Below are 25,742 nucleotides of genomic sequence, written 5' to 3'. Positions count from 1 at the left end.
TAGTCTGGGGCGATGGCGAGCCGGTTGCTGTTGATCTGCGGAAGCGTCCGGGCCGGTTCCAGCAACGCGGCGGTGCTGCGGACCGCCGGCCTGCTGGCGCCGGACGACGTGGCGGTGTCCAGTTACGACGAGCTGGCCGAGCTGCCGCACTTCAACCCCGACGACGACGGCGAGCACCTGCCGGCCGCGGTGGCCCGGTTGCGCCACCAGCTGGGCGAGGCGGACGCGCTGCTGTTCAGCACCCCCGAGTACGCCGGCGCCCTGCCGGGGTCGTTGAAGAACCTGCTGGACTGGTCGGTCGGCGGTGGCGAGATGTCCGGCAAGCCGGTGGGGTGGATTAACTGCGCGTGGGGCGGTCCGACCAGGGCGGCCGGTGCCTACGCAGAGCTCCGCACGGTGCTGACCTACACCGACTCGGTGATCGTGGAGCCGGCCTGCGTGCAGGTGCCGGTGACCCGCGCCGAGATCGGCCCGGACGGCCTGGTCACCGATCCCGCGGCCCGGGACCGGCTGGCCGCGGCGGTGGCGGCGCTGGTCACCGCCGGCCAGGCGAGCTGACGCTGGTCACAGCTGGCTGACCAGGCGCGGGACGCCGGGCCCTGCCGCCGCCGGATCGGTCACCGCCGCCCCGGCGGCCGCCGCCCAGGCCAGCAGGCCGGGCACGTCGATGCGGTGCGGCGCCCCGTCCCGGTAGCCGGTGAGGTTGCCCGCCCCACGGGCCAGCAGCGCGGCGGCCCCGGTCCGGTTGCCCCGGGCGGCGTGGGTCAGCCCCACCGCGAGCTGGGCGAGCCCCCGCCACAGGTCCCGCTCGGCGGCCGGGGCGGCCTTCCAGGCGTCCTCCAGCACCTCGTGCGCTTCGAACGGCCGGCCGGCGTCGAGCAGCCGCTGGGCCTGCTCCAGGGACTCCTCCGCGGTGCCGGCCGGTGCCGCGACGGCCGGGGGCACGCCGGCGCTGCCGTAGTCGAGCGGCCGGCCGAGCGCGTCCCGCGGACGGGCGTTGCGGGGCCGGCCGCCGGCATCCCGGTCCCGCTCGGAACGGGACGGCCCGGTGCTCATACCTGCAGATCGTGGCATTGGCGCACCAGCCGGCGCCACCACCCCTCAGCAAAGTCGATGCCCGGTAACCACGATCTCACCAGGCGCAGGAATCTGTCCGGATATGGCAGGTTTGCGGCGCGTTACCCGGGCAACCGGGCATGGTCGAACTCATATCTGAGATATCGTTCGGGCATGGTCGATGACGTAAGCGCCGCCAAGGACTACGCCCGCCGGATCGGGTCGCTGATCCGCGACTCGCGCCGCAACCGCGGCTGGACGCAGGCGCAGCTGGCCGAGTCCCTGGGCACCTCGCAGAGCGCGATCAACCGCATCGAGCAGGGCAACCAGAACCTCAGCCTGGAGCTGCTGACCCGGATCAGCGAGGCGCTGGAGTCCGAGATCGTCTCGATCGGCCGGTCCCGCCCGCCGCACCTGCGGGTGCAGGGCGGCCGGCGGCTGTCGGGCAGCATCGAGGTCAAGACCAGCAAGAACGCCGGGGTCGCCCTACTGTGTGCCTCGCTGCTCAACCAGGGCCGGACGGTGCTGCGCAAGGTGGCCCGGATCGAGGAGGTGAACCGGATCCTCGAGGTGCTCACCAGCATCGGCGTGCGCACCCGGTGGCTCAACGCCGACAACGACCTCGAGATCGTGCCGCCGGAGCGGCTGAACCTGGCCGGCATGGATCTGGACGCGGCCCGCCGGACCCGCAGCATCATCATGTTCCTGGCCCCGCTGATGCACCACGAGCAGACCTTCGAACTGCCCTACGCCGGCGGCTGCGCGCTGGGCACCCGCACCGTCGAGCCGCACATGACCGCGCTGCGGCCCTTCGGCCTGCAGGTCGAGGCGGCCGCCGGCGCCTACCACGTCCAGGTGGACCCGTCGGTGTCGCCGGCCCGGCCGATCGTGCTGACCGAACGCGGCGACACGGTTACCGAGAACGCCCTGATGGCTGCCGCCCGCCGGGCCGGGGTGACCGTGATCCGCAACGCCAGCCCGAACTACATGGTGCAGGACCTGTGCTTCTTCCTCACCGAGCTCGGGGTGCGGGTGGACGGCATCGGCACCACCACCCTCACCGTGCACGGGGTGCCGGAGATCCGCCGCGACGTGGACTACGCCCCGTCGGAGGACCCGATCGAGGCGATGAGCCTGGTGACCGCCGCGATCGTGACCTCCTCCGAGATCACCGTCAACCGGGTGCCGATCGAGTTCCTCGAGATCGAGCTGGCCCTGCTGGAGGAGATGGGCCTGCGCTACCTGCGCAGCCCCGAGTACCCCGCGGCCAACGGCCGGACCCGGCTGGTCGACCTGACGGTGCTGCCGTCGGAGCTGCACGCCCCGCTGGACAAGATCCACCCGATGCCGTTCCCGGGCCTGAACATCGACAACCTGCCGTTCTTCGCGCTGATCGCCGCCACCGCCCAGGGCTCCACCCTGATCCACGACTGGGTCTATGACAACCGGGCGCTCTACCTGACCGAGCTCACCAAGCTGGGCGCCAAGGTGACCCTGATGGACCCGCACCGGATCTACGTCGAGGGGCCCACCCACTGGTCGGGCACCGAGGTGATCTGCCCGCCGGCGCTGCGGCCGGCCGTGGTGGTGCTGCTGGCGATGCTGGCGGCCAAGGGCACCTCGCTGCTGCGCAACGTCTACGTCATCGACCGGGGCTACGAGCAGCTGGCCGAGCGGCTGAACCTGCTCGGCGCCAGCATCTCGCCGTTCCGCGACTCCTGAGCACCCGCTGACCTCCCGCCGGGCGATGCGGACATCGCCTGGCGGGCGTCCCGCCGAAACGCTGGAGGGCTCATTCCGGCGGGACGCCCTGGTTCAGGAAGCGATCTTGATGGTGGCGCTGTTGTTCTCCTCGCCGCAGAAGTAGGACGCGCACCCGTCGATGCTGGCGGTGACGTAGGCGGTGCCCTTGCTGAACACCGTGGCCGAACCGGCCGGCACCGTCACGGTGCTCTGCTGGCGCGAGCCGGTGCACCCGACGGTGACGTACTGGGTGCCGCTGGCCACCTTCTTGCCGACCCGTTCGGTGACCTGGACCCGCACGTAGGCCTGGCCGCTGGTGCAGGTGGTGGTGATCGGGACCGTGACGGCGGCGCCTCGGGCCACCAGGTGCGCCGGCGACTGGATCGAGATGTCGAGGAACAGCGGCGGTGAGGAGTAGGCCACCGCCGGGGAGGTGGGGCTGAGCAGGGCCACGCCGCCGCCGGCCAGCAGGGCGGTGGCCCCCGCACCGATCTTGAGCAGGGCAGTATTGATCATGGGAATGCCTTTCTGGATAAGAAGATCAGGAGGTTGGACTGCTATCGCGCGGCCGGAAAGCCGGCTCGGCGCAACCGACCAGGGCTGCTGCAGTCAGCACGATGGCCGGAAAGTGCCCGGTGAAGTCGAACAGGGCCGAGGTGCACAGCACCGCCAGGCCGGCGATCGCCGCCGCGGCTGCCTCGCCGCCGGCCGAGCGTGGCCGGCACCGCCCGAGCACCCGCAGGAGCGCTGCCAGGCAGGCCAGCAGCAGTACCAGCCCGATCGTCCCCAGCTCGGCCAGTACCTGCAGGTATTCGTTGTGCGCGTAAGCGAAAACCAACACGCCGCCGTGCGGGTCGGACCAGCTGAAGGTGCGCAGCCCGGGGCCGGCGCCGATGACTGGATGGCGGGCGATGACGTCGGTCACCGCCTGCCAGGCGGCGACCCGGTCGGCCGAGGACAGCGTGAGCCGGGCCTGCCGCAGCGAAGACAGCACCGACCCGGCGCCGGTGGCTGCCAGCAGGGCGCCGGTCAGCGAGACGGCCAGGCAGCCGAGGAATGCCAACGGTAGACGGGCCATTCTCGATCGCAGCCAATGCCATGCGAGCGGTGCCCAGCCGCCGGTGACCAGCCCGGCGGCCAGCGTGCCGGCGGCCAGCCCCGGGTGCGGCGCGGCGGTGGCTGCCAGCCCGGGCAGCAGGCCGGCCAGGGCCAGCGCCGCGCCCAGCACCGGTGCCCACAGCGCGGCCAGCACCCGCCGGGGCCCGAGCAACGCGGCCAGCGCCGCCAGGCCGGCCGCGGTGGCGAGCAGGCCGCCCCGGCTGAGCGTGGCACCCAGGCCGACCAGCAGGGCGGTGCCGGCCAGCGCCGTCGGCCAGTGCGCCGATCCGTTCCGGACCTGCCGGGTAACGGTGCCGACCAGCAGCACCGCCAGGAACGCCGCGGCGGCATTGGGATAACCGAGCGTGCCCATGGCACGCCAGAGGCCCTGGCCGGTCAGCGCGAACGCCGGGGAGTGGCTGGCCACCCCGTACCAGCCCAGCAGGCCGGTCAGGCAGCCCAACATTGCCACGGCGGTGCTGAGCCGGGCGCGATGGTCGGAGTCCAGCCACCGGCACAGCGCGATCACCGCGCCGGCCGCGACCACCAGCAGCGCCGGCCGCACGCCCGAACCCGGGGCGCCGTGCAGCCAGCCGTCCAGCAAAGCCCAGCCGGCGCAGGCAAATCCGGTCACCGCCGGCACCGACCAGGTCCTGGGCACCGGCCGGGCTGCCGACCACATCGCGACCGCGACGGCGGCGGCCAGGGCCAGCCCCAGCACCCGCTGGGCGCCGGCGTAGAAACCGCCCTGGTCCAGCACCGCTCCGGCCAGAGCGGCCAGCAGCAACCAGGTCACCGTCTCGCCGCGCCGCAGTCGAGCGTCCGGTCTGGCCTGCTCGGCCGTAACGGACACCTGCTCGACTGACAACTGCTGGCCTGACGACATGGCCGATCCCCCGTGCTGCCCGCTCCGGTCGGTGCGCTGCGAACAAGACAGAAGAGTCCGGACGGACCCCCGGCGTTGCTCCCGCGGGCAGAGTGTTACCTAGTCGTAATGCATATTTATCGCACCGGCCGCGGCCGGCCGCCGCAGGGGATGGTTCGCGTCCGCGAGGCATCGGTGACAGGATCTGTCCCGTGCTGCTGCCGATGTCACCGACGGACTCGGTGTTCCTGGCCGTGGAGTCGGCGCAGACGCCGATGCACGTCGGTGGCCTGGAACTGTTCGAACCGCCCGCCGACCTCTCCAGCCCCGCCGAGCTGTTCGAGCGGCTCAGCACCGGCTGTGCCGAGGACGTCGCCCCGCTGTTCCGCAAGCGCGCCCGCCGCTCGCTCGGCACCGCCGGCCAGTGGGCCTGGGAGGAGGACCGGCAGTTCGACCTGCGCCACCACGTCCGGCACAACTCGCTGCCCCAGCCCGGCCGGGTGCTGGAACTGCTGGCGCTGTGCTCGCGGCTGCACAGCACCCTGCTGGACCGGGAGCGGCCGCTGTGGGAGCTGCACTTCATCGAGGGGCTCGCCGACGGCCGGTTCGCGCTCTACCTCAAGGTGCACCACGCGCTGCTGGACGGCGTCTCGGCGCAGCGGCTGCTGCAGCGGGTGCTCACCAAGGACCCGGCGGCCCGCGACCTGCCGCCGCCGTGGGCCAACCGGCCGGTGGCCAAGCCCGCCGCCGCGACCCCGAAGCCGGCCGCCGACCCGCCGCCGACCCCGGAGGAGGTGGTGGCCAACCTGCTGCGCACCGCCCGGGACGTCGCCACCGACGTGGCCGGTATCCCGGCGGCGCTGGTGCGCACCCTCAACCGCAGCCTGCAGGCGCAGAGCGCACCGATCTCGTTCGCCGCGCCGCGCTCGATGTTCAACGTCCCGATCTCCGGCTCGCGCCGGTTCGCCGCCCAGTCCTGGCCGATGGAGCGCATCACCCGGATTCGCCGCCGGGCCGGCTGCACCGTCAACGACGTGGTGCTCGCCGCCTGCTCCGGGGCGTTGCGGTCCTACCTGCTGAGCTTCGACGCGCTGCCCGACACCTCGCTGATCGCGATGGTGCCGGTCGCGCTGCAGGTCCGTGACCGCAACCGGGAGTCCGGCAACGCCGTCGGCGCGGTGATGTGCACCCTGGGCACCCAGCTCGCCGACCCGGCCGAGCGGCTGCGCACCGTGCGGCGCTCGATGAAGGAGGGCAAGCAGGCGCTGGCCGGGCTGACCCCGCTGCAGATCGTCGCGATGACCGGGCTGGGGATGAGCCCGCTGATGTTGCAGTCGCTGCCCGGCTATGCCGAGCTGGCCCGCCCGCCGTTCAACCTGATCATCTCCAACGTGCCCGGCCCGCGCACGCCGCTCTACCTCAACGGCGCCCGGCTGGACGGCATCTACCCGCTGTCCATTCCCTACCACGGGCAGGCGCTGAACATCACCTGCACCAGCTACGCCGACGAGCTGTCCTTCGGCCTGACCGGCTGCCGGCGTACCGTGCCGCACCTGCAGCGGATGCTGGGCTACCTCGACGACGAGGTGACCGCGCTGGAGCAGGCCGTCGGCTGACGGCCTACCGGTCCGCCGGGCTGCCGGCCTCGTCCGGCTCGGGATCGGTGGGCAGCCGGGACCAGACCTGGGTGTCCACCCGCATGCCCTGCTTGAAGTAGCTGGAGCGCAGCACCCCTTCCAGGGTGTAGCCGGCCCGGACGGCCACCCGCTGGGATGCGACGTTGGCGACGTCGATCGCCAGGGTGGCGCGCAGGATGCCGTGCTCGGTGAAGGCCCAGGTGGTGAGCTGGCGCAGCATCTCGCTGGCCACCCCGCGGCCCCGGGCGGCCGTTGCGACCATGTAGCCCAGTTCCGACTCCAGCGACTCGCGGTCCAGGTGCGGGGCCAGCGCGACACCGAGGAAGGTGCCGTCGGAGTCGACCGCCGCGAACGCCTCGCCGCGGCCCTCCTCCCGGGCGGTGCGGTAGCGGGCGATCCAGTCGGCGGCGTAGCCCGGCACCGGCGGGTCGGGCAGCCGGGTGAAGCGCAGCACCTCCGCATCGGCGAGCAACTTCTCGAGGTCGGCCTGGTGGGCCTCGGTCAGCGGTTCCAGGCGGAGCTTGGTCACGCCCGGCATTGTGTCCCATCGGGTGTCCGGTCGCCGATGAAGCCGGCCAACAGCGCGGCGAACCGCTCCGGCTCGGCCAGGTGCGGAAAGTGCCCGGCGCGCTGGAAGATCTCGACCCGGCAGCCGGGAAAGCCGGTCTGGGCGGTGACGGCGTGCCAGGACGGAATGATCCGGTCCTTCGCACCCCAGACCAGCAGGGTCGGCACGGCAGTGGTCATCGGCAGGTGGCCCCAGGCGGTCACGGTCTGCCCACCCGGATCGATCACCGAGCGGACCGTGGCCAGAAAGGCCCGCCGGCCCTCCGCGTCCAGGTCGCCGAGCCCCCGCCAGGCCTCGGCCAGGTCCGTGCCGGGCCGGATGCCCAGCCGGCTCAGGCCGGCCGCGACCGAGGCGGCCTGCCGGTGCAGCCAGCCTGAGGCGATCACCGGCAGCACCAGCTCGGCGCCGGGCAGCGCGGCGGCCCGCAGCAGCGGGCTCAACTCGCGCCCCAGGCCGCCGCTGCTGACCAGCACCAGCCGGTCGACCCGGTCCGGGAACAGGTAGCAGAACTGCATCGCGATGCCGCCGCCGAGCGAATGCCCGACCAGCGTCACCCGGTCCACCCCCAGCCGGTCGAGCAGGTCGCGCAGCGTGGCGGCGTGCGCGCCCAGGGAGTAGTCGCCGATCGGCTTGGCCGAGGCGCCGTGCCCGAACAGGTCCGGCGCGATCAGCCGGCGGTCGGCTGCGAGGGCGTGCATCAGCTGCGCCCAGTGCCGGTGCGAGCCGAGCAGGCCGTGTACGAACAGCACCGCCGGGCCGGCGCCGACGTCGGCATAGCTGAGCGGCTGGCCGTGCAGTTGCAGGGTGCGGGGCAGCACAGAGGTCATGTCGTCCCTTCTTCCAGGACTATGTTACTGATGCGTAACCTACGGTAGCGTAAGTTTCGAGCCGGGGCTGCGGCCGTGGCGCGGGCCGCCGGACAGCCGTTCCCGAGGCCCGCCGATGGGAGCGACCGGCCGGCAGGTCCTGTCGGTGGCTACATCTACTATCGGGCCCATGCCCAGCATCGACGCCGCATTCCTCGCCCTGCCCGCCGCCACGCTGGCCGACGCCGCGCTGAGCCGGGCCCGCGAGCTCGGTGCCGCGCATGCCGACTTCCGGCTCGAGCGCAACCGCAGGGCCACGCTGCGGCTGCGCGACGGCCAGCTCGACGCCAGCACCGACGACGAGGAGCTGGGCCTGGCGGTCCGGGTGGTGCACGAGGGCGCCTGGGGGTTCGCCAGCGGCATCGACCGGACTCCGGAGGCCGCGGCCCGGCTGGCCGAGCAGGCCGTCGCCACCGCCAAGCTCAGCCGGGTGCTCAGCTCCGATCCGGTGGAGCTGGCCGGCGAACCGGCGCACGCCGACGCGACCTGGGTGTCGGCCTATGACCTCAACCCCTTCGAGGTGCCGGCCGCCGTCCGGCTGGCCAGGCTCTCGGAACTGTCCGAGGTGCTGCGCGGCGCGGCCGGGGTCGACCACGTCGACGCCCAGCTGATCCAGGTGCTGGAGAACAAGTACTACGCCGACACCGCCGGCACCGTGACCACCCAGCAACGGGTGCGGGTGCACCCGGAGTTCACCGCGGTCTCCGTCGACCGGACCAACGGCGGGTTCTCCTCGATGCGCAGCCTCGCGCCACCGGCCGGCCGCGGCTGGGAGTACCTGACCGGCACCGGCTGGGACTTCGACGCCGAACTGGCCGAGCTGCCCGAGCTGCTCGCCGAGCACGTCGCGGCGCCGTCGGTGCAGGCCGGCCGCTACGACCTGGTGATCCACCCGTCCAACCTGTGGCTGACCATCCACGAGTCGATCGGCCATGCCACCGAGCTCGACCGGGCGCTGGGCTACGAGGCGGCCTACGCCGGCACCTCGTTCGCCACCTTCGACAAGCTCGGCAGCCTGCGCTACGGCAGCGAGGTCATGAACGTGACCGGCGACCGCACCGTCGAACACGGCCTGTCCAGCATCGGCTACGACGACGAGGGGGTGGCCACCACCAGCTTCGACATCGTCTCCGACGGCGTGCTGGTCGGCTACCAGCTCAACCGGCAGATGGCGGCGGCCAAGGGACTGGGCCGGTCCAACGGCTGCGCCTACGCCGACTCCCCGGGCCACATTCCGCTGCAGCGGATGGCCAACGTGTCCCTGCAACCGAGCCCGGACGCCCGCTCGATCGACGACCTGATCGGCGGCGTGGAACACGGCATCTACGTGCTCGGCGACAAGTCCTGGTCGATCGACATGCAGCGCTACAACTTCCAGTTCACCGGCCAGCGGTTCTACCGGATCGTCAACGGCCAGCTGGCCGGTCAGGTGCGCGATGTCGCCTACCAGGCCACCACCACCGACTTCTGGGGATCGATGGCGGCGGTCGGCGGCCCGGAGACGTACGTGCTGGGCGGTGCCTTCAACTGCGGCAAGGGCCAGCCCGGCCAGGTGGCGGCGGTCTCGCACGGCTGCCCGGCTGCGCTGTTCGAGAATGTCAACGTCCTCAACACCGTGACCGAAGGCGGCCGATGATGACCAGCACCACCACCACCACCGGCGTCCGGATCCAGGACCTGGTCGAGCAGGCGCTGGCGCTGTCCACCGCGTCCGGGTGCCTGGTGCTCGGCGAGGAGCTGACCACCGCGAACCTGCGCTGGGCCGGCAACAGCCTCACCACCAACGGCCAGGCGCATTCCCGCAAGCTCGTCGTGATCTCCATCGTGGAGGGCGAGCAGGGCGTCTCGTCCGGGGTGGTGTCGCGGGCGGTGACCGGTCCCGACGACCTGCCCGCCCTGGTGGCCGCCAGCGAGGAGGCCGCCCGGTCGGCCTCGCCCGCCGATGACGTCTCGCCGCTGATCGAGCCGTACGAGAGCTCCGACGACTGGGACGCACCCGCGGCGAACACCGGCATCGAGGTGTTCGAGGGCTTCGCGCCGGCGCTGGGCCGGGCCTTCGCCGAGGCAGAGAAGGCCGACCGGTTGCTCTACGGCTTCGCCGAGCAGTTGACGTCCTCGCTCTTCCTGGCCTCCTCGACCGGGCTGCGCCGTCGCCACGACCAGCCGACCGGCCGGCTGGAGCTCAACGCCAAGTCCCGCGACCTGACCCGTACCGCCTGGGCCGGCGCGCAGACCCGGGACTGGACCGACATCGACGTCGAGGCGATGGCCGCCGACCTGGGCACCCGGCTGGACTGGGCGGCCACCCGGATCGACCTGCCGGCCGGCCGGTACGAGACGCTGCTGCCGCCCTCGGCGGTCGCCGACCTGATGATTTACCTGTACTGGACCGCCACCGCCCGCGACGCCGAAGAGGGCCGCAGCGTCTTCGCCGCCGGCGAGGGCCGCAGCCGGATCGGCGAGACCCTGTCGCAGCTGGGCATCACGCTGCGCTCCGACCCCGCCGAGCCCGGCATGGCGGCAGTGCCGTTCCAGCTGGTCGTCGAGGGCGGCGAGCAGTCGATCTTCGACAACGGAGCCCCGGTGCCGGCCACCCGCTGGATCGACAACGGCGTGCTGGCGAACCTGCAGCGCACCCGCAACTGGGCGGCGCGTACCGGCCAGCCGTTCGTGCCCTTCGTCGACAACCTGATCATGACCGGGCCCGAGAGCGGCGCCGGGAGCGCCAAGAGCCTCGCCGAGATGATCGCCGGCACCGAGCGCGGCCTGCTGCTTACCTGCCTGTGGTACATCCGCACCGTCGATCCGCAGACCCTGCTGGTGACCGGCCTGACGCGGGACGGCGTCTACCTGATCGAGAACGGCGAAGTGCGCGGCGTGGTCAACAACTTCCGGTTCAACGAGTCGCCGGTGGACCTGCTCGGCCGGATCACCGAGGTTGGCCGAACCGAGCGGACGCTGCCCCGGGAGTGGAGCGACTACTTCACCCGGACGGCCATGCCCACCCTGCGGGTTGCGGACTTCAACTTCTCCACTGTGAGCCAGGCCTCATAGGCCCCGGTGTGAGCTAGGCCATTCGGGTTCGCGACCACGTTCCGAGAAGCCCGGTATACCGCGAATATCCGGCTCGCTTTATCCGGTTCTGCGCTGTTGTGACCGGGGCCGCAAGCTTCGGACGGGCTTGTAAGCGCTGCCGCTCGTTACGCTTTGATCACTGCCCGCCAGGACCGGAGCGCGAATCCGTCGCCCGTCCCGCGGCACCCCGCCAGTCACCGTCGACTGACAAGGAGTTCTGATCATGACGAGCACCGCCGTCCGGCTCGATACCGCCCCCACCGACCACGCCAGCCTGCTGCGCTGGGTGCGTGAAACCGCTGAACTGACCGAGCCCGACGACATCGTGTGGTGCGACGGTTCGGAGGCGGAATGGAACCGGCTCACCGAGCAGCTGGTCGCCGCCGGCACCCTGGTCCGGCTGAACGACGCCAAGAAGCCGAACTCGTTCTACTGCGCCTCCGACCCGTCCGACGTCGCCCGGGTCGAGGACCGGACCTTCATCTGCTCCCAGGATCCCGACGACTGCGGTCCCACCAACAACTGGATGGACCCCAGCGACATGAAGGCGCTGCTGACCGAGCGGTTCCGCGGCTCGATGCGCGGCCGCACCATGTACGTCATCCCGTACTGCATGGGCCCGCTGGGTGCCGACAAGCCGATGCTCGGCGCCGAGATCACCGACTCGGCCTACGTGGTCATCTCGATGCACATCATGACCCGAATGGGCCGCCAGGCCCTGGACCTGTTCGTCAAGGACGGCGTGGAGCAGCCCTACGTCGCCGGCCTGCACTCCCTCGGCGCCCCGCTGGCACCCGGCCAGGCCGACGTGGTCTGGCCCTGCAACGACACCAAGTACATCGTGCATTTCCCCGAGGAGCGGTTGATCTGGTCCTACGGATCGGGATACGGGGGAAACGCGCTGCTCGGCAAGAAGTGCCACTCGCTGCGGATCGCCTCCGCCCAGGCCCGGGACGAGGGCTGGCTGGCCGAGCACATGCTGATCCTCAAGCTCACCAGCCCGCAGCAGAAGCCGTACTTCATCGCCGCGGCGTTCCCGTCGGCGTGCGGCAAGACCAACCTGGCGATGCTGCAGCCCAGCCTGCCCGGCTGGAAGGTCGAGACGGTCGGCGACGACATCGCCTGGATCCGGTTCGGCGAGGACGGCCGGATGTACGCGGTCAATCCCGAGAACGGCTTCTTCGGGGTGGCGCCGGGCACCGACTGGCACACCAACCCCAACGCGATGCGCACCATCGCCAAGGGCAACTCGCTGTTCACCAACGTCGCGCTCACCGACGACGGCGACGTGTGGTGGGACGGCATGGGCGAGCCGCCGGCGCATCTGACCGACTGGAAGGGCCGGGACTGGGAGCCGGGTTCGACGGAGAAGGCCGCGCACCCCAACTCCCGCTACTGCACCCCGCTGCACCAGTGCGAGACCAAGGCGCCGGAGTGGAACGACCCGCGCGGCGTGCCGCTCGACGCGATCTTCTTCGGTGGCCGCCGCAAGGACACCGTGCCGCTGGTGGCCGAGGCGCACGACTGGCAGCACGGGGTGTTCCTCGGCTCCACCCTGTCCTCGGAGACCACCGCCGCCGCCACCGGCAAGGTCGGCGTGGTGCGCCGCGACCCGATGGCGATGCTGCCGTTCATGGGCTACCACGCCGGTGACTACCTGGCGCACTGGATCGAGGTCGGCAAGAGCGGCGACGCCGGCAAGCTGCCCCGGATCTTCTACGTGAACTGGTTCCGCCGGGACGCCGACGGGGCGTTCCTGTGGCCGGGCTTCGGGGAGAACATCCGGGTGCTGAAGTGGGCCATCGAGCGGATCGAGGGCCGGGCCGACGCGGTGGACACTCCGATCGGCTGGGTGCCCACCCCGGACGCGCTGGACACCGAGGGCCTCGAGCTCACCCCGGAGCAGCTCAACCAGGCGCTGGCCGTCGAGGCCGAGGAGTGGCGCGCGGAGATCCCGCTGATCGAGGAATGGTTCGCCAAGATCGGCGAGAAGGTGCCGTCCTCGCTGCACGACGAGCTGGCCTCGCTCAAGCTCCGGCTGAGCTGAGCCGGCGGGTACCCAGACACACGACGACGCCCGAGGAGTTCGTACTCCTCGGGCGTCGCTGTCTGTCCGGCAGGACTGCGCCGTTCTCAGGGGCGCTGCGGGAAGATGCCCTGCAACGCGATGATGAAGGTGATCGTCAGGTACGGCGGCATGTTGTTGTGCGGCTGGCTGCCACCGGTCGGCAGCACCGTCTGCGGAGCCATCATCAGGTTGGGTGCCTGCGTCGAGTAGATGTTCAGGCCCACCCGGCCACTCAACGACTGGGCCCAGGTGGCGTTGGCCGGGCTGGTCTCGGTGCCCGCATCGCTGACGCCCAGCGCGGTGTGGGTGTGCAGCGGCATCTCCGACTGGATCAGGGTGACGTAGGGGCTGCCGCCGATCTCACCGAGATAGCGCGGTGACAAGCCGGGCCCCTGCCCCTGCTGCATCGGGGTGCTGCCCTGCAGGTTGGGCAGGCCGAAGGTGACCCTGCCGTCACCACCGTAGGTGGTGCCCAGCAGGGAGAACAGTGCGGTGTTCTGCGAGATCGACATGAGCTGGCCGTTGCACAGTGCCCAGCCCGTGGGTGCGAAGTTGCCGCCGAACATCCGGATCTCGGCGAGGTAAGGATCGGTCACGGTATGCGCTCCGTAGCTAGTTCCGGCTCGGGAAGATGCCCACGAGGGCGATGACGTAGTTCAGCACCAGGTAGGGCGGCATGTTCTCGTGCGGCTGGCTGCCGCCGGTGGTGGTCACCGCTGCCGGGTTCATCGAGACGTTGGGCGCGGAGGCGAAGGCCGCATTCTGGGTGGCGGCCCAGATCGAGTTGGCCGGGTTGTCACCACCCGGGTTCGACGGCGTCGACTGGGCGACCGCCGGGTGCAGGTGCGCCGGCAGCTCGTTGATGGTCAGGGTGTGCGAGGTCTCGCCGCCGACCTGGCCGACGTTGTAGCTGCCCTGGTTGATGCCCTGGTGGATCGGCACCCGGCCCTGCAGGTTGGGCAGCGCGAAGTTCGTCTGGCCGTTGCCGCCGTACATGGTGCCCAGGATCGAGAACAGCGCCTGGTTCTGGTTGATGGCCAGCAGCTGGCCGTTGCAGAAGGCCCACCCCTTGGGTGGGAAGTTGAAGGAGATCAGCTTGATCTCGCCGATGTAGGGATCGCTCATGTCAGTCCACTCCGGTCTGGACGTCGGTCAGTTCGGGGACGGGTAGATGCCCTCGGTGGCGATGATGAAGTTGATCGCGAGGTAGGGCGACATGTTCTCGTGCGGCTGGTTGCCGCCGGAGTTGCTCAGCGCATTGGGTGCCATCGCGGCCGCCGGGGCCGCCAGGGTGTAGGGCAGGTTGGAGTTGCTGGCCCAGTAGCTGTTGCTCGGCGACGGGCCCTGGGCCACCGCGGCACCGACCGGCTGGTGGGTGTGCACCGGCATCTGGTTGCGGTTCAGGGTGACGGTCTCCACCCCGGCCATCTGGCCGAGCACGTAGCCCGAGCCCTGGTGCACCGGCAGCCGGCTGGCCAAGTTGGGCAGCGCGAAGGTGTTCTGGCCGTCGCCGCCGTAGGTGGTGCCGATCAGGTTGAACAGCACGTCGTACTGCGAGATGGGCAGCAGCTGGCCCTGGCAGAGCAACCAGCCGACCGGCGCGAAGTTGCCGCCGAACATCCGGATCTCACCGATGTAGGGAGTACTCATAGCACATTCTCATCCTCCGTCAGTGGGTTGAAGACGGCATGGAATTCCAGGCCGTCCGCTAGCGCTCGCACCGGCACCAGGAAGATCGCTGCCGGTGGGAAGTCCTCTCGGACGAGCAGGTAGTTGCCCTGCTCGCGGGGTGCGTCCGGGCCGCCCCGGAACGTCAGGTCGAACGAGCGGGAGGCACCGGGCACGGTGCTGCGGGCGCACTCGGTCAGCTCGACCTCGCAGGCCCCGTCGGCGTCCTCGCCGTCGGGCCGGACGGAGAAGCGCATGGTGAACCGCTGGCCCACCCGGTCGCTGAAGTCGGAGAAGCCCAGTGCCCGGTCGGTCATCGCGCGCCGGCTCGGAGCCGAGGTGCGCGGTCGGGGACGAACTGCAGCTCCAGGTAGCCGTTGCCGAGGTCGCCACCATCGGCCGGGTCGCCGCTGCCGGCCGGGGTAGTGAACCCCAGCGACCGGTACAGCTCGAGGGCGGCGACGTTCTCGTGCCAGACTGAGAGCCGGACCGGCTTGCCGGCCGCCGCGGCCTGCTCGCAGAGCGAGCCGAGCACCGCCCGGGCGATGCCGCGGCGACGGTGCTCGCGCAGCACCGCGATGTCGAGAACCCGCAGCTGCCCGGGCGTGTCGTCGAGCCAGCAGCTGCCGACCGGGCTGCCGTCGCTGCCGCAGATCAGGTACTCCACGGCCTCGGGATGGGCGGCGGAGTACTGGGCCTGCCGAGCCCGGTACTGCATGCCGACCAGGCCGGCCAGCGCGGCGGGCTCCATCCCGAGCAGTTCGAACCCGGCGCAGTGCGCCTCGGTGAAGACCCGCAGCAGGACCGCCTGGTCCGAGGAACCGGCGGGTCGCAGGGGCGGAGCGCCCTGCGACGAGAGGAGCCGCGGTATCTGTTCGGTCATCCAGCGACTCCTAGGCTCGGTGAACTGGATGAATACCAGTTCCAACACCGGCCCGCGAGGTGGCAGCAGCAGTGCAAGCAGCTTTATAACACAAAGATCACCCGGCGGAAGGGACTTTTTTTGTAGCGATTTGCCAGGTAATGCTAAGGTCTGGCGTTAAAGTTCTGTAGCCATTCGGGTTTCTTAATCTTCCTCGGCTAGCTACAGTTTCCTTCGCTCTTGTTTTCTGCTGCGCTCTGCGCTACTTGCGCGTACTTCCTGCTTAGCCAACAACTTCTTGTCACATCTTTACAGCGAGTCCACTCGCTACGGGGGCTTTAAGGACATGTCGATGCTGCAGATTCGTTCCTCGCTACCGCGGCTACTCCCACGCGCCGGCCTCGTAGTGGCCCTGGCGCTGGCCGGCCAGGTGGTGTTCCTGCCCTCGGTCTCGGCCGCCACGCTGACCGTCACCTCGACGGCAGACGTCGCCACCAACTTCGGTGCGTGCGGCAACCCCGCCCAGACCACCTCGAGCGGAAGCCTGCGCGAGGCGGTGTGCGCCGCCAACAACGCCGGAGCCACCTCCTCCACCATCACCGTCGCCGCCGGTACCTACACGCTCACCAACGGTGAGTTGCAGATGGGCAAGGTGTCGGGCAGCAACATCACCCTGACCGGCGCGGGTTCGGCCAGCACGATCATCAGCGGCAACAACGCCAGCCGGGTGTTCGACCTCGACCCCAGCGTCATCGGCGGGGTGACCACCAGCATCTCCGGTGTGACCATCACCAATGGTGCAGTCACCACCTTCGGCGGGGCGGGCATCATCGCGGGCTCCGGCAACGCGACGACCAGGGACGTCCTGACCCTCAGCAACTCGGTCATCAGCAACAACCACGTCAACTCGGCCACCACCAACAAGTACGGCGGCGGCGTGGAGTTCCAGGGCGGCTCGCTGACCGTCACCAACACGACGTTCACCGGCAACACCAGCGGCAGCAGCTCGGGTTCAGCCCTGGAATACCAGCATTTCGACGTCGCGGCGAATGAGCAGCTCACCGTCTCGGGCAGCACGTTCAGCGGCAACAGCGCCAACGCCTCGGTCGCCAACATCAACGTCGGCGGTGCGCTGCACGTGTCCGGCGTCAGCGGCACCACGCCGATGAGCGTGACCAACAGTGTGTTCACCGGCAACACGGTGGTCGGCAGCGGCACCGGCATCCCGCAGGGTGGTGCCATCTTCTCCGAGGGCGGCGCCCTGACCGTCACCGAGTCGACGTTCACCTCGAACTCCGTCGCCGGTGGCAGCAACCCGCAGGGCGGTGCCGTCTCCGTCCTCGGTGGCACGACGACCCTGCACTACAACCGGATCACCGGCAACACCGGCGCGACCGGATCGGGCGTCTCCCTGGGCGTCGCCAGCGGCGCCACCCTGAACGCCACCGACAACTGGTGGGGCTGCAACACCGGCCCCGGCACCGCCGGCTGTGACAGCGCCGCCGGCAGCCCGACCGTCTCGCCGCGGCTGGTGCTGACCGCCACCGCGAGCCCGGCCACCGTGGTGGGCCCGAACGCGACCTCGACCATCACCGCCACTCTCACCCAGAACTCGCTCGGCTCGGCGATCGGCGCTGCCAACCTGGACGCCTTCGCCGGCCTGCCGATCGGCTTCAGCGACCCGCTGCCCAGCGGCGCCACCCTGGGTGCGGCCTCGGTCAACCTGGCCTCCGGTTCGGCGAGCACCAGCTACAACTCGCAGAACACCAGCGGCCCCGGCCACGTGCTGGCCACCCTGGACAACGGCACCGCCACCGCGACCGTCACCGTCAACCGCCCGCCGGCGATCACCAGCACCAACACGGTGACCTTCACGGTCGGCACCGCGGCCAACTTCACGGTGACCACCAGCGGCTACCCGGCACCGGCGATCACCAAGACCGGCACCACGCCGCCGGGCATGACCTTCACCGACAACGGCAACGGCACCGCCAGCCTGGCCGGCACGCCGACCGCCGGTGGTCTCTATTCTCTCAGCCTGACCGCCAACAACGGGGTCAACCCGACCGCGATCCAGACCCTGAGCATCACCGTCAACCAGCCGGCGGCCTTCACCAGCGCCAACAGCACCACCTTCACGGTCGGCACGCCGGGCAGCTTCACGGTGACCACCACGCCGACCGCGTACCCGACGCCGGCCATCACCAAGACCGGCACCCTGCCGTCCGGCCTGACCTTCACCGACAACGGCAACGGCACGGCCACCCTGGCCGGCACCCCGGCGGCCGGGACCGGTGGGGTGTACTCGCTCAGCCTGACCGCGTCCAACGGGGTCAACCCGAACGGCACCCAGACGCTGACGGTCACCGTCAACCAGGCGCCGGCGGTCACCACCAACCCGTCGAGCCAGACGGTGAACAACGGGAACTCGGTGAGCTTCATCGCGGCGGCGTCGGGCTTCCCGGCCCCGACCGTGCAGTGGCAGCGGTCCACCGACGGCGGTGCCAACTTCTCCAACATCGCCGGTGCGACCAGCACGACCTACACCTTCACCGCCGCCTCGGCTGACAACGGCAACAAGTACCGGGCCGTGTTCACCAACTCGACCGGTTCGGCGACCTCGACCGCGGCGACCCTGACGGTCAACACCGCGCCGACCATCTCCAGCTCCAACACCACCAGCTTCACGGTCGGCTCGGCGGGCACCTTCACGGTGACCACCACCGGGTTCCCGAACGCGACGCTGACCACCACCGGCACCCTGCCGGCCTGGTTGTCCTTCACCGACAACGGCAACGGCACCGCCACCCTGGCCGGCACCCCGCCGGCGGGCAGCGGTGGCCAGTACAACTTCACCATCAACGCCGACAACGGCACCGCCCCGGCGGACAGCCAGGCGTTCACCCTGACGGTGAACGAGTCGCCGACCATCACCAGCGCCGACCACACCACCTTCCAGGTGGGTTCGGCGGGCAACTTCCTGGTGACCACGGCGGCTGGTTTCCCGGTGGCGACCGCGCTGAGCAAGACCGGGTCGCTGCCGTCCGGTGTCACCTTCACCGACAACGGCAACGGCACCGCCACCCTGGCCGGCACTCCGGCGGCCGGGACCGCGGGCAGCTACCCGATCACCATCACCGCCAACAACGGGGCGAGCACCCCGGCGACCCAGTCGTTCACGCTGACGGTGACCGCGTCGCCGGTGTTCACCAGCGCTGACCACGCCACGTTCGTGGCCGGCAACGCCGGGTCGTTCACGGTGACCACCTCCGGTGGTGCGGGTCCGGTCACGATCACCGAGACCGGCACGCTGCCCTCGGGCGTGACCTTCACCGACAACGGGGACGGCACCGCGACGCTGGCGGGCACCCCGGCGGCGGGCACCGGTGGCAGCTACGCGCTCACCTTCACCGCCAGTGACGGGATCACCCCGGACGGCACCCAGCTGTTCACGCTGACGGTCAACCAGCCGCCGGTGATCACCAGCGCCGACCACGCCACCTTCACCACCGGTGTCGCGGACTCGTTCACGGTGACCACGGCGCCGGGTGTTCCGGCGGCGACCACGATCACCAAGACCGGTTCGCTGCCGGCTGGTGTGACCTTCACCGACAACGGTGACGGCACCGCCACCCTGGCCGGCACGCCGACCACGGGCGGCTCGTTCCCGATCACCATCACGGCCAGCAACGGCGTGGCCCCGGATAGCACCCAGTCGTTCACCCTGACCGTCAACTCGGCGCCGAGCATCACCAGCGCCGACCACACCACCTTCGCGGTGGGCTCGGCGGGCTCGTTCACGGTGACCACCAACCCGGGTGTTCCGGCGGCCACCACGCTCACCGAGACCGGTTCGCTGCCGTCCGGGGTGTCCTTCACCGACAACGGTGACGGCACCGCGACGCTGGCGGGCACCCCGGCAACGGGCACCGGTGGCAGCTACGCCCTGTCGATCAAGGCGCAGAACAGCACCGGCTTCACCACCCAGTCCTTCACGCTGACGGTGAACGAGAAGGCCAGCTTCACCAGCGCCGACCACACCACCTTCGTCGTCGGCACGGCGGGCTCGTTCACGGTGACCACGGTGGCCGGCTTCCCGGTGGCGACCACGATCACCGAGACCGGGTCGCTGCCGTCGGGCGTGTCCTTCACCGACAACGGTGACGGCACCGCGACGCTGGCGGGCACCCCGGCGGCCGGTACTGCCGGCAGCTACCCGCTGACGATCTCGGCCACCAACGCGGCCGGTACCCGGCAGCAGTCGTTCACCCTGACGGTGCAGCCGGCGAACGCCTCGCCGGTGATCACCAGCGCCGACCACACCACGTTCGCCAAGGGCTCGGCGGGCTCGTTCACGGTGACCACCACGGCCGGGTTCCCGACCGCGACCACGATCACCGAGACCGGGTCGCTGCCGGCTGGTGTGACGTTCACCGACAACGGTGACGGCACCGCCACGCTGGCGGGTACCCCGACCGCGTCGGGTGCCTTCCCGATCACGATCACGGCCAGCAACGGTGCCACCACCGACGCGACCCAGAGCTTCATGCTCACGGTCACCGAGCTGCCGACCATCACCAGCGCCGACCACGCCTCGTTCATCCTGGGCACGGCGGGCTCGTTCACGGTGACCACCACGGCCGGTTACCCGGTGGCTACCACGATCACCAAGACCGGGTCGCTGCCGTCGGGCGTGTCCTTCACCGACAACGGTGACGGCACCGCGACGCTGGCGGGTACCCCGGCGGCCGGCACTGCCGGCAGCTACCCGCTGACGATCTCGGCCACCAACTCGGCCGGCACCCGTCAGCAGTCGTTCACCCTGACCGTGACCGAGGCGCCGACCATCACCAGCGCCGACCACACCACGTTCACTTCTGGCAGCGCGGGCAGCTTCACGGTGACCACCAGCCCGGCGGCGGCGACGATCACCAAGACCGGCACGCTGCCGGCCGGCGTGACCTTCACCGACAACGGCAACGGCACCGCCACCCTGGCGGGCACCCCGGCTGCCGGCACCGGTGGGACGTACACCCTGTCGCTGTCGGCCACCAACCCGTCCGGGACCGGGACCCAGTCCTTCACCCTGACGGTCAACGAGCTGGCGAACTTCACCAGCGCCAACCACGCCACCTTCATCATCGGCACCGGGAACTCGTTCACGGTGACCACGGTGGCCGGGTTCCCGACCGCGACCACGATCACCGAGACCGGTTCACTGCCGTCCGGGGTGAGCTTCACCGACAACGGTGACGGCACCGCGACGCTGTCGGGCAACCCGGCATCGGGCACCAGCGGCAGCTACCCGCTGACGCTCTCGGCGACCAACACCACCGGAACCCGTCAGCAGTCGTTCACCCTGACGGTGCAGCCGCCGAACTCCTCGCCGGTGATCACCAGCGCTGACCACGCCACCTTCAAGAAGGGTGTCGCCGGCCAGACGTTCACGGTGACCACCACGGCCGGGTTCCCGACGGCGACCACGATCACCAAGACCGGCACGCTGCCGGCCGGGGTGACCTTCACCGACAACCACAACGGAACGGCCACCATCGCCGGCACTCCGACGGCGACCGGGGTCTTCACGTTCACCATCACGGCCAGCAACGGGGCCAGCACCGACGCGACGCAGATCTTCACGCTGACCGTCACGGCCCCGCCGGTGATCACCAGCACCAACACCGTCACGTTCACCTCGCACCTGGCGGGCAGCTTCACGGTGACCACCACGGCCGGCTACCCGACGGCGACCACGATCACCGAGACCGGCGCGCTGCCGGCCGGTGTGACGTTCACCGACAACGGCAACGGGACGGCGACCATCGCCGGCACCCCGACGCAGACCACCAGCAGCAACTACACCCTCACCATCAAGGCCAGCAACGGGATCACCCCCGACGCCAGCCAGACCTTCACCCTGAAGGTGACCGCGGTGGCCGCGGCGCCGCTGCCGACCAAGCTGCCGACGAAGTTCGACGGTGCGCTGGGCGGGGTGCCGCAGAAGGTGAACGTCAACCAGGTGATCACCGTCACCGGTACCGGCTACAAGCCGGGGGCGCCGATCGAGATCGGCTGGTACTACAGCAGCAGCAACAACCAGATGCGGCTGACCGTGCTCGCCCACGGCTACGCCGATGCTGCTGGCAAGTTCAGCATCCCGGTCACGGTGGCCAACAACACCGGCTCCAAGACGGTGGTGGCATCCGGCATCGGCTCCAACGGCAAGACGCGCCTGCTGAACGCCTCCACGGTGGTCAACCCGCCGTCGGGCACCTCGGTGGTCGCACCGATCACGGGGACGAGCACCGGTGGCGGCGGGATGCTGGCCAACACCGGCCTGAGCGACCAGCGGATCTCGGCCGCCTCGGCGGGCGCGCTGGCCCTCACCGGGCTGGCACTGATGCTGGTCGGCCGGCGGCGCCGGAACGACGAGGAGTAACAGGTCGGGTTCGGCCGGCACCGTGAGGACCGGCTGAACCTCACCTGACAGCACGGGTATCGACCCGGTCCGCACCACGCGGGCCGGGTCGATCCCGTTGCGGTCCCGCGGCGCCCGTCCGGTCGGCGCCCGGGGAGATAAATCAGTTGCGGATGGGGTCTAGCGTTGACCAATCGTGAGTGACGATCCGCTACTGCTTGCCGAACGGAACCACCTACGACAGTCGCTGGCCTGCCTGGAGCAGATGCGCGAGGCCGCCGAGAGGATCGCCGACTACGGCGTGGATGCCCTGGCCAGCGAGGGCCTGGGCCGGCTGCGGGCCGACCGGCTCAAGCAGCTGGCCGACAGCTCCGCACCCCCGTTCTTCGGCCGGATCGACCGGGATCCGGACAGCCAGCACCCGGCCGGTGAGGTCTTCCACGTCGGCCGCCGGCACATCCGCGACGACTCCGGTGACCCGATGGTGATCGACTGGCGGGCCCCGATCGCCCGGCCGTTCTACCGGGCCAGCACCGCCGACCGGCAGGGGGTGCGGCTGCGCCGGCGGTTCGGCTTCGCCGACGGGCAGCTGACCTCCTTCGAGGACGAGCACCTCGACGCCGGCGAGGAACTGGGGCTGGCCTCGCAGCTGCTGCGCACCGAGATCGAACGGCCACGGGTCGGGCCGATGCGCGACATCGTGGCCACCATCCAGCCCGACCAGGACGAGCTGGTGCGGGCCGACCTGGACACCTCGCTGTGCATCCAGGGCGCGCCCGGCACCGGCAAGACCGCGGTCGGCCTGCACCGGGCCGCCTACCTGCTCTACAGCTACCCCGACCGGCTGCGCCGGTCCGGGGTGCTGGTGGTGGGCCCGAACTCGGCCTTCCTGCGCTACATCGCCGAGGTGCTGCCGGCGCTCGGCGAGAACGGCATCCAGCAGAGCACCGTCGACCAGCTGGTGTCGGCCACCCCGCCCGGCCGGCACGACCCGGTGCCGGTCGCGGTCCTCAAGGGCGACGCCCGGATGGCCGAGCTGCTGCGCCGGGCGGTCTTCAGCCACGTCGTGAAACCCGCCGAGGACGTGGTGCCGATCGTGGGCAACCGCCGGTACCGGATCCCGGTGGAGCGGGTGCGCCGCTATGTCGACGACGTGCGCCGCAGCATGGCCGCCGGCGAGCTGCACTGGGACAGCGCCCGGGAGCGGCTGCGGCAGCTGCTGGCCCAGGACGTCCGGCGGCAGCGCGAGGACGCCGGCGGCGCGCCGTCCGACGCCGAGACCGCCAAGGTGGCCCGTTCGGCGCAGGTGCGCGAGTTCCTCGACGCCGTCTGGCCGGTGCTCGACCCGCGCGTGGTGTTGCTGCGGCTGTACAGCGAGGACGGCTTCGCCGACCGCTGTGCCGGCGGCCGGCTGAGCGAGGAGGAGCTCCAGCTGCTGCGCCGGACGGCGCCGTTCCGGCCGGTACCGGCCAGCAAGGCCGCCTTCTCCGCCGCCGACCAGGTGCTGCTGGACGAGCTGACCGGGCTGATCACCGGGGTCGAGAGCTTCGTGCACGTGGTGGTCGACGAGGCGCAGGACCTGTCGCCGATGCAGTGCCGGGCGGTGGCCCGCCGCTGCCCGCTTGGTTCGCTGACCGTGCTGGGCGACCAGGCCCAGGCCACCGCGCCGTGGGCGGCCGGTTCCTGGCAGCTGGCGCTGACCCACCTCGGCCACCCGTCTGCCGAGATCCGGCCGTTGACGGTGGGCTACCGGGTACCCGGCGAGGTACTCGGCGTCGCCAACCGGCTGCTGCCGCACATCGCCTCCGACGTGCCGCCGGCGTCCTCGATCCGGACCGGGGCCGACGCGCTCAGCTACGGCACCGACCTGCTCGCCGCGGTCCGGCGCTGCCTGGCTGCCGAGGGCTCGATCGCGATCATCGTCCCGGACGAGCGGGTGGCCGCCGTCCTCGCCGAGCTGGCGGCGGCCGGCGTGACCGCCGCGTCACTGGCCGACGAGGTGGCCCAGGATCAGGACTACCGGGTCACCGTGGCGCCGGCGACGGCGGCCAAGGGCCTGGAGTTCGACTCGGTGGTGCTGGTGGAACCGGCCGAGATCGTGGCTGCCGAGCCGGACCGGCTGGCAGGCCTGCGCCGCCTCTACGTCTGCTGGACCAGGGCGGTGTCCCGGCTGGCGGTGGTGCACACCGAGCCGCTGCCGGCCGAGCTGGCCGGCTGAGCCGAACTGGCTGCTAGGCCGAACTGGCTGCTAGGCCGAACCGGCTGCTAGGCCGAACCGGCCGGCTGAGCCGAGCCGGCCGCGCGGTCAGCCGCGGGTGATGTAGGACTCCAGCTGGCCGCGGGTCTGCTCCAGGTCGGCGATCCGGGCCGCCACCACGTCGCCGATGGTCACGATGCCGGCCAGCTGGTCGCCGGACAGCACCGGCATGTGCCGGATCCGCCGGTCGGTCATGGCGGCGCCGATCTCGTCCACGCTGTCACCGGGCTCGCAGCTGATCACGTCGGTGGTCATCAGTTCCGAGACCGGCAGTTCCAGCACCCCGGCACCGGCTCGGTGCAGCCGGCGCACCACGTCCCGCTCGGAGACGATCCCGACCGTCCGGCCACCCTCGACCACCACCAGCGCGCCGATCCGGTGTTCGGCGAGCTTGGCGACCAGCTCGGGGACGGTCGCGTCGGACGGGATGGTGACGACGTCCGAGCCCTTGCGCCGCAAGATGTCCGAAATCAGCATCTGGCCTCCTGGTGTTGGGAGTGGCGGCCCCGTGAGGTCAGACGCTAGTGGAGTACCGGCAGCCCCGAAAGGGTTTTCTTGCTCTGGCGGCAGTCCACCGGCCGCCGGTTGTGAGCAGGATTACCGCCATCGGGCGACCGTGTTAGTGCCGAGTATCGCCAGCTGTCAACGGGCTCCGATCAGTTCATGCGACTATGGGGTGCCGAGTTCCACCCCAGCTCGCCACCCCTGAGCCGGAGTGTTCCTCGCCGAGAAGTTCGTCCCACGGAGAAGTTCATATCGTCGCCACTGGCAGAGCCGCCTCGGCCAGAACAGCAAGCCTGACGGCACCCGTACGGTGATCCCGAAGCGGTGCTCGACACGCGAGGAGACCCTGATGTCGCTGCACGGACATGTTCCCCCGGAGCCGGATCTCATCCAGCTCCTGACTCCGGAGGGCGTTCGGGTGTCGCATCCGGACTTCCCGCTGGAGATCAGCGACGACGAGATCAAGTCCCTGTACCGCGACCTGGTGCTGGTCCGCCGCTTCGACGGCGAGGCGACCGCGCTGCAGCGGCAGGGCGAGCTGGGACTGTGGGCGTCCTGCCTGGGCCAGGAGGCCGCCCAGGTCGGCGTCGGCCGGGCGCTGCGCCCGCAGGACATGTCGTTCCCGACCTATCGCGAGCACGGGGTGGCCTGGTGCCACGACGTCGACCCGGTGACCCTGCTCGGCATGTTCCGCGGGGTCAGCCTCGGCGGCTGGAACCCGAACGAGAACAACTTCAACCTGTACACGATCGTCCTCGGCGCGCAGACGCTGCACGCGGTCGGCTACGCCATGGGCGTGGTGCGCGACGGTGCGGTGGGCTCCGGTGAGCCGGACCGCGACACCGCGGTGCTGGCCTTCTTCGGCGACGGCGCCTCCAGCCAGGGCGACGTGAACGAGTCCTTCATCTGGGCGGCTGCGGCGAACCTGCCGGTGGTCTTCTACTGCCAGAACAACCAGTGGGCGATCTCGGAGGCGGTCGAGCGCCAGAGCCGGGTGCCGCTGTTCCAGCGGGCGTCCGGCTTCGGCTTCCCCGGCATCCGGGTGGACGGCAACGAC

General features: G+C 70.8%; 20 protein-coding genes. 9 read left to right on the top strand and 11 right to left on the bottom strand.

The genetic code is table 11. The annotated features are described in order from the left end of the window. The first annotated feature begins 12 nt into the window (after window positions 1-12). Window positions 13-558, top strand: a complete 546-nt coding sequence (locus VLJ82_RS06610) for an NADPH-dependent FMN reductase (RefSeq protein WP_408662536.1) — start codon at window positions 13-15, stop codon at window positions 556-558. 6 nt (window positions 559-564) lie between these two features. Here the strand turns inward: VLJ82_RS06610 and VLJ82_RS06605 are convergent, their stop codons facing one another. Next, a complete protein-coding gene (locus tag VLJ82_RS06605; RefSeq protein ID WP_408662535.1) occupies window positions 565-1,056 on the bottom strand; it encodes a DUF309 domain-containing protein in 492 nt (163 codons plus the stop codon). A gap of 174 nt (window positions 1,057-1,230) precedes the next feature. Here VLJ82_RS06605 and VLJ82_RS06600 point away from each other — a divergent pair, with 174 nt between their 5' ends. Next, window positions 1,231-2,778, top strand: a complete 1,548-nt coding sequence (locus tag VLJ82_RS06600; RefSeq protein ID WP_408662534.1) for a UDP-N-acetylglucosamine 1-carboxyvinyltransferase — start codon at window positions 1,231-1,233, stop codon at window positions 2,776-2,778. Window positions 2,779-2,871: 93 nt separating this feature from the next. On the opposite strand, the gene VLJ82_RS06595 is transcribed toward VLJ82_RS06600, so the two are convergent. Continuing rightward, the gene (locus VLJ82_RS06595; protein ID WP_408662533.1) at window positions 2,872-3,315 is read right to left on the bottom strand and encodes a hypothetical protein; all 444 of its coding nucleotides are present in this window, start codon (window positions 3,313-3,315) and stop codon (window positions 2,872-2,874) included. Between the two features lie 25 nt (window positions 3,316-3,340). After that, window positions 3,341-4,783, bottom strand: coding sequence for an O-antigen ligase family protein (locus tag VLJ82_RS06590; protein WP_408662532.1), 1,443 nt, complete (start codon window positions 4,781-4,783; stop codon window positions 3,341-3,343). A gap of 191 nt (window positions 4,784-4,974) precedes the next feature. Between VLJ82_RS06590 and VLJ82_RS06585 the strand changes: the two genes are divergently transcribed. Further along, complete coding sequence (locus VLJ82_RS06585) at window positions 4,975-6,378, top strand: WS/DGAT/MGAT family O-acyltransferase (RefSeq protein ID WP_408662531.1); 1,404 nt, start codon at window positions 4,975-4,977, stop codon at window positions 6,376-6,378. A gap of 4 nt (window positions 6,379-6,382) precedes the next feature. Here the strand turns inward: VLJ82_RS06585 and VLJ82_RS06580 are convergent, their stop codons facing one another. Further along, window positions 6,383-6,928: a GNAT family N-acetyltransferase gene (locus tag VLJ82_RS06580; RefSeq protein WP_408662530.1), complete on the bottom strand. Its 546-nt coding sequence runs from the start codon at window positions 6,926-6,928 to the stop codon at window positions 6,383-6,385. Then, entirely contained in the window at window positions 6,925-7,794 is an 870-nt protein-coding gene (locus VLJ82_RS06575) for an alpha/beta fold hydrolase (RefSeq protein ID WP_408662529.1), read from the bottom strand. The genes VLJ82_RS06580 and VLJ82_RS06575 overlap by 4 nt, the downstream gene beginning before the upstream one ends. Before the next feature lie 169 nt (window positions 7,795-7,963). Between VLJ82_RS06575 and VLJ82_RS06570 the strand changes: the two genes are divergently transcribed. From VLJ82_RS06570 to VLJ82_RS06560, 3 genes are all read left to right on the top strand, one after another. Next, on the top strand, window positions 7,964-9,469 hold the full coding sequence (locus tag VLJ82_RS06570) for a TldD/PmbA family protein (RefSeq protein WP_408662528.1): 1,506 nt from the start codon (window positions 7,964-7,966) through the stop codon (window positions 9,467-9,469). Then, complete coding sequence (locus tag VLJ82_RS06565; protein WP_408662527.1) at window positions 9,469-10,887, top strand: metallopeptidase TldD-related protein; 1,419 nt, start codon at window positions 9,469-9,471, stop codon at window positions 10,885-10,887. Before VLJ82_RS06570 ends, VLJ82_RS06565 begins: the two co-directional genes overlap by 1 nt. A gap of 244 nt (window positions 10,888-11,131) precedes the next feature. Then, a complete protein-coding gene (locus tag VLJ82_RS06560; protein WP_408662526.1) occupies window positions 11,132-12,955 on the top strand; it encodes a phosphoenolpyruvate carboxykinase (GTP) in 1,824 nt (607 codons plus the stop codon). An 86-nt stretch (window positions 12,956-13,041) separates the two neighbouring features. On the opposite strand, the gene VLJ82_RS06555 is transcribed toward VLJ82_RS06560, so the two are convergent. The 5 genes from VLJ82_RS06555 to VLJ82_RS06535 are packed head-to-tail and all read right to left on the bottom strand — an operon-like array spanning window position 13,042 to window position 15,527. Continuing rightward, the gene (locus tag VLJ82_RS06555) at window positions 13,042-13,572 is read right to left on the bottom strand and encodes a phage tail protein (RefSeq protein ID WP_408662525.1); all 531 of its coding nucleotides are present in this window, start codon (window positions 13,570-13,572) and stop codon (window positions 13,042-13,044) included. A gap of 16 nt (window positions 13,573-13,588) precedes the next feature. Then, entirely contained in the window at window positions 13,589-14,101 is a 513-nt protein-coding gene (locus VLJ82_RS06550) for a phage tail protein (RefSeq protein WP_408662524.1), read from the bottom strand. A gap of 27 nt (window positions 14,102-14,128) precedes the next feature. After that, window positions 14,129-14,626: a phage tail protein gene (locus VLJ82_RS06545; protein WP_408662523.1), complete on the bottom strand. Its 498-nt coding sequence runs from the start codon at window positions 14,624-14,626 to the stop codon at window positions 14,129-14,131. Further along, a complete protein-coding gene (locus VLJ82_RS06540) occupies window positions 14,623-14,961 on the bottom strand; it encodes a DUF6916 family protein (protein WP_408662522.1) in 339 nt (112 codons plus the stop codon). Before VLJ82_RS06540 ends, VLJ82_RS06545 begins: the two co-directional genes overlap by 4 nt. Continuing rightward, window positions 14,958-15,527, bottom strand: a complete 570-nt coding sequence (locus tag VLJ82_RS06535; RefSeq protein ID WP_408662521.1) for a GNAT family N-acetyltransferase — start codon at window positions 15,525-15,527, stop codon at window positions 14,958-14,960. The genes VLJ82_RS06540 and VLJ82_RS06535 overlap by 4 nt, the downstream gene beginning before the upstream one ends. A gap of 331 nt (window positions 15,528-15,858) precedes the next feature. Between VLJ82_RS06535 and VLJ82_RS06530 the strand changes: the two genes are divergently transcribed. Together VLJ82_RS06530 and VLJ82_RS06525 are read left to right on the top strand one after the other, a co-directional pair. Then, complete coding sequence (locus VLJ82_RS06530) at window positions 15,859-21,945, top strand: beta strand repeat-containing protein (protein WP_408662520.1); 6,087 nt, start codon at window positions 15,859-15,861, stop codon at window positions 21,943-21,945. A gap of 175 nt (window positions 21,946-22,120) precedes the next feature. Beyond that, a complete protein-coding gene (locus VLJ82_RS06525) occupies window positions 22,121-24,142 on the top strand; it encodes a HelD family protein (protein WP_408662519.1) in 2,022 nt (673 codons plus the stop codon). Between the two features lie 87 nt (window positions 24,143-24,229). Here the strand turns inward: VLJ82_RS06525 and VLJ82_RS06520 are convergent, their stop codons facing one another. Then, a complete protein-coding gene (locus VLJ82_RS06520) occupies window positions 24,230-24,658 on the bottom strand; it encodes a CBS domain-containing protein (protein WP_408662518.1) in 429 nt (142 codons plus the stop codon). Between the two features lie 376 nt (window positions 24,659-25,034). On the opposite strand from VLJ82_RS06520, the gene VLJ82_RS06515 reads away from it, so the two are divergent. Beyond that, window positions 25,035-25,742: thiamine pyrophosphate-dependent enzyme (locus VLJ82_RS06515; RefSeq protein ID WP_408662517.1), on the top strand; the 708-nt coding region annotated here is incomplete at its 3' end.

The organism is Jatrophihabitans sp. (assembly GCF_035474675.1).
Classification (GTDB): Bacteria; Actinomycetota; Actinomycetes; order Mycobacteriales; family Jatrophihabitantaceae; genus Jatrophihabitans_A.
The sequence above is the reverse complement of the archived record's forward strand: the minus strand, read 5'-3'. Positions and strand labels throughout refer to the sequence as shown.

Bases quoted from the DNA above. Each gene is read 5' to 3' on its own strand.
- VLJ82_RS06610 (WP_408662536.1), top strand. From the start codon at position 13: ATGGCGAGCCGGTTGCTGTTGATCTGCGGAAGCGTCCGGGCCGGTTCC.
- VLJ82_RS06605 (WP_408662535.1), bottom strand. From the start codon at position 1,056: ATGAGCACCGGGCCGTCCCGTTCCGAGCGGGACCGGGATGCCGGCGGC.
- VLJ82_RS06600 (WP_408662534.1), top strand. From the start codon at position 1,231: ATGGTCGATGACGTAAGCGCCGCCAAGGACTACGCCCGCCGGATCGGG.
- VLJ82_RS06595 (WP_408662533.1), bottom strand. From the start codon at position 3,315: ATGATCAATACTGCCCTGCTCAAGATCGGTGCGGGGGCCACCGCCCTG.
- VLJ82_RS06590 (WP_408662532.1), bottom strand. From the start codon at position 4,783: ATGTCGTCAGGCCAGCAGTTGTCAGTCGAGCAGGTGTCCGTTACGGCC.
- VLJ82_RS06575 (WP_408662529.1), bottom strand. From the start codon at position 7,794: ATGACCTCTGTGCTGCCCCGCACCCTGCAACTGCACGGCCAGCCGCTC.
- VLJ82_RS06570 (WP_408662528.1), top strand. From the start codon at position 7,964: ATGCCCAGCATCGACGCCGCATTCCTCGCCCTGCCCGCCGCCACGCTG.
- VLJ82_RS06565 (WP_408662527.1), top strand. From the start codon at position 9,469: ATGACCAGCACCACCACCACCACCGGCGTCCGGATCCAGGACCTGGTC.
- VLJ82_RS06560 (WP_408662526.1), top strand. From the start codon at position 11,132: ATGACGAGCACCGCCGTCCGGCTCGATACCGCCCCCACCGACCACGCC.
- VLJ82_RS06550 (WP_408662524.1), bottom strand. From the start codon at position 14,101: ATGAGCGATCCCTACATCGGCGAGATCAAGCTGATCTCCTTCAACTTC.
- VLJ82_RS06545 (WP_408662523.1), bottom strand. From the start codon at position 14,626: ATGAGTACTCCCTACATCGGTGAGATCCGGATGTTCGGCGGCAACTTC.
- VLJ82_RS06540 (WP_408662522.1), bottom strand. From the start codon at position 14,961: ATGACCGACCGGGCACTGGGCTTCTCCGACTTCAGCGACCGGGTGGGC.
- VLJ82_RS06535 (WP_408662521.1), bottom strand. From the start codon at position 15,527: ATGACCGAACAGATACCGCGGCTCCTCTCGTCGCAGGGCGCTCCGCCC.
- VLJ82_RS06530 (WP_408662520.1), top strand. From the start codon at position 15,859: ATGCTGCAGATTCGTTCCTCGCTACCGCGGCTACTCCCACGCGCCGGC.
- VLJ82_RS06520 (WP_408662518.1), bottom strand. From the start codon at position 24,658: ATGCTGATTTCGGACATCTTGCGGCGCAAGGGCTCGGACGTCGTCACC.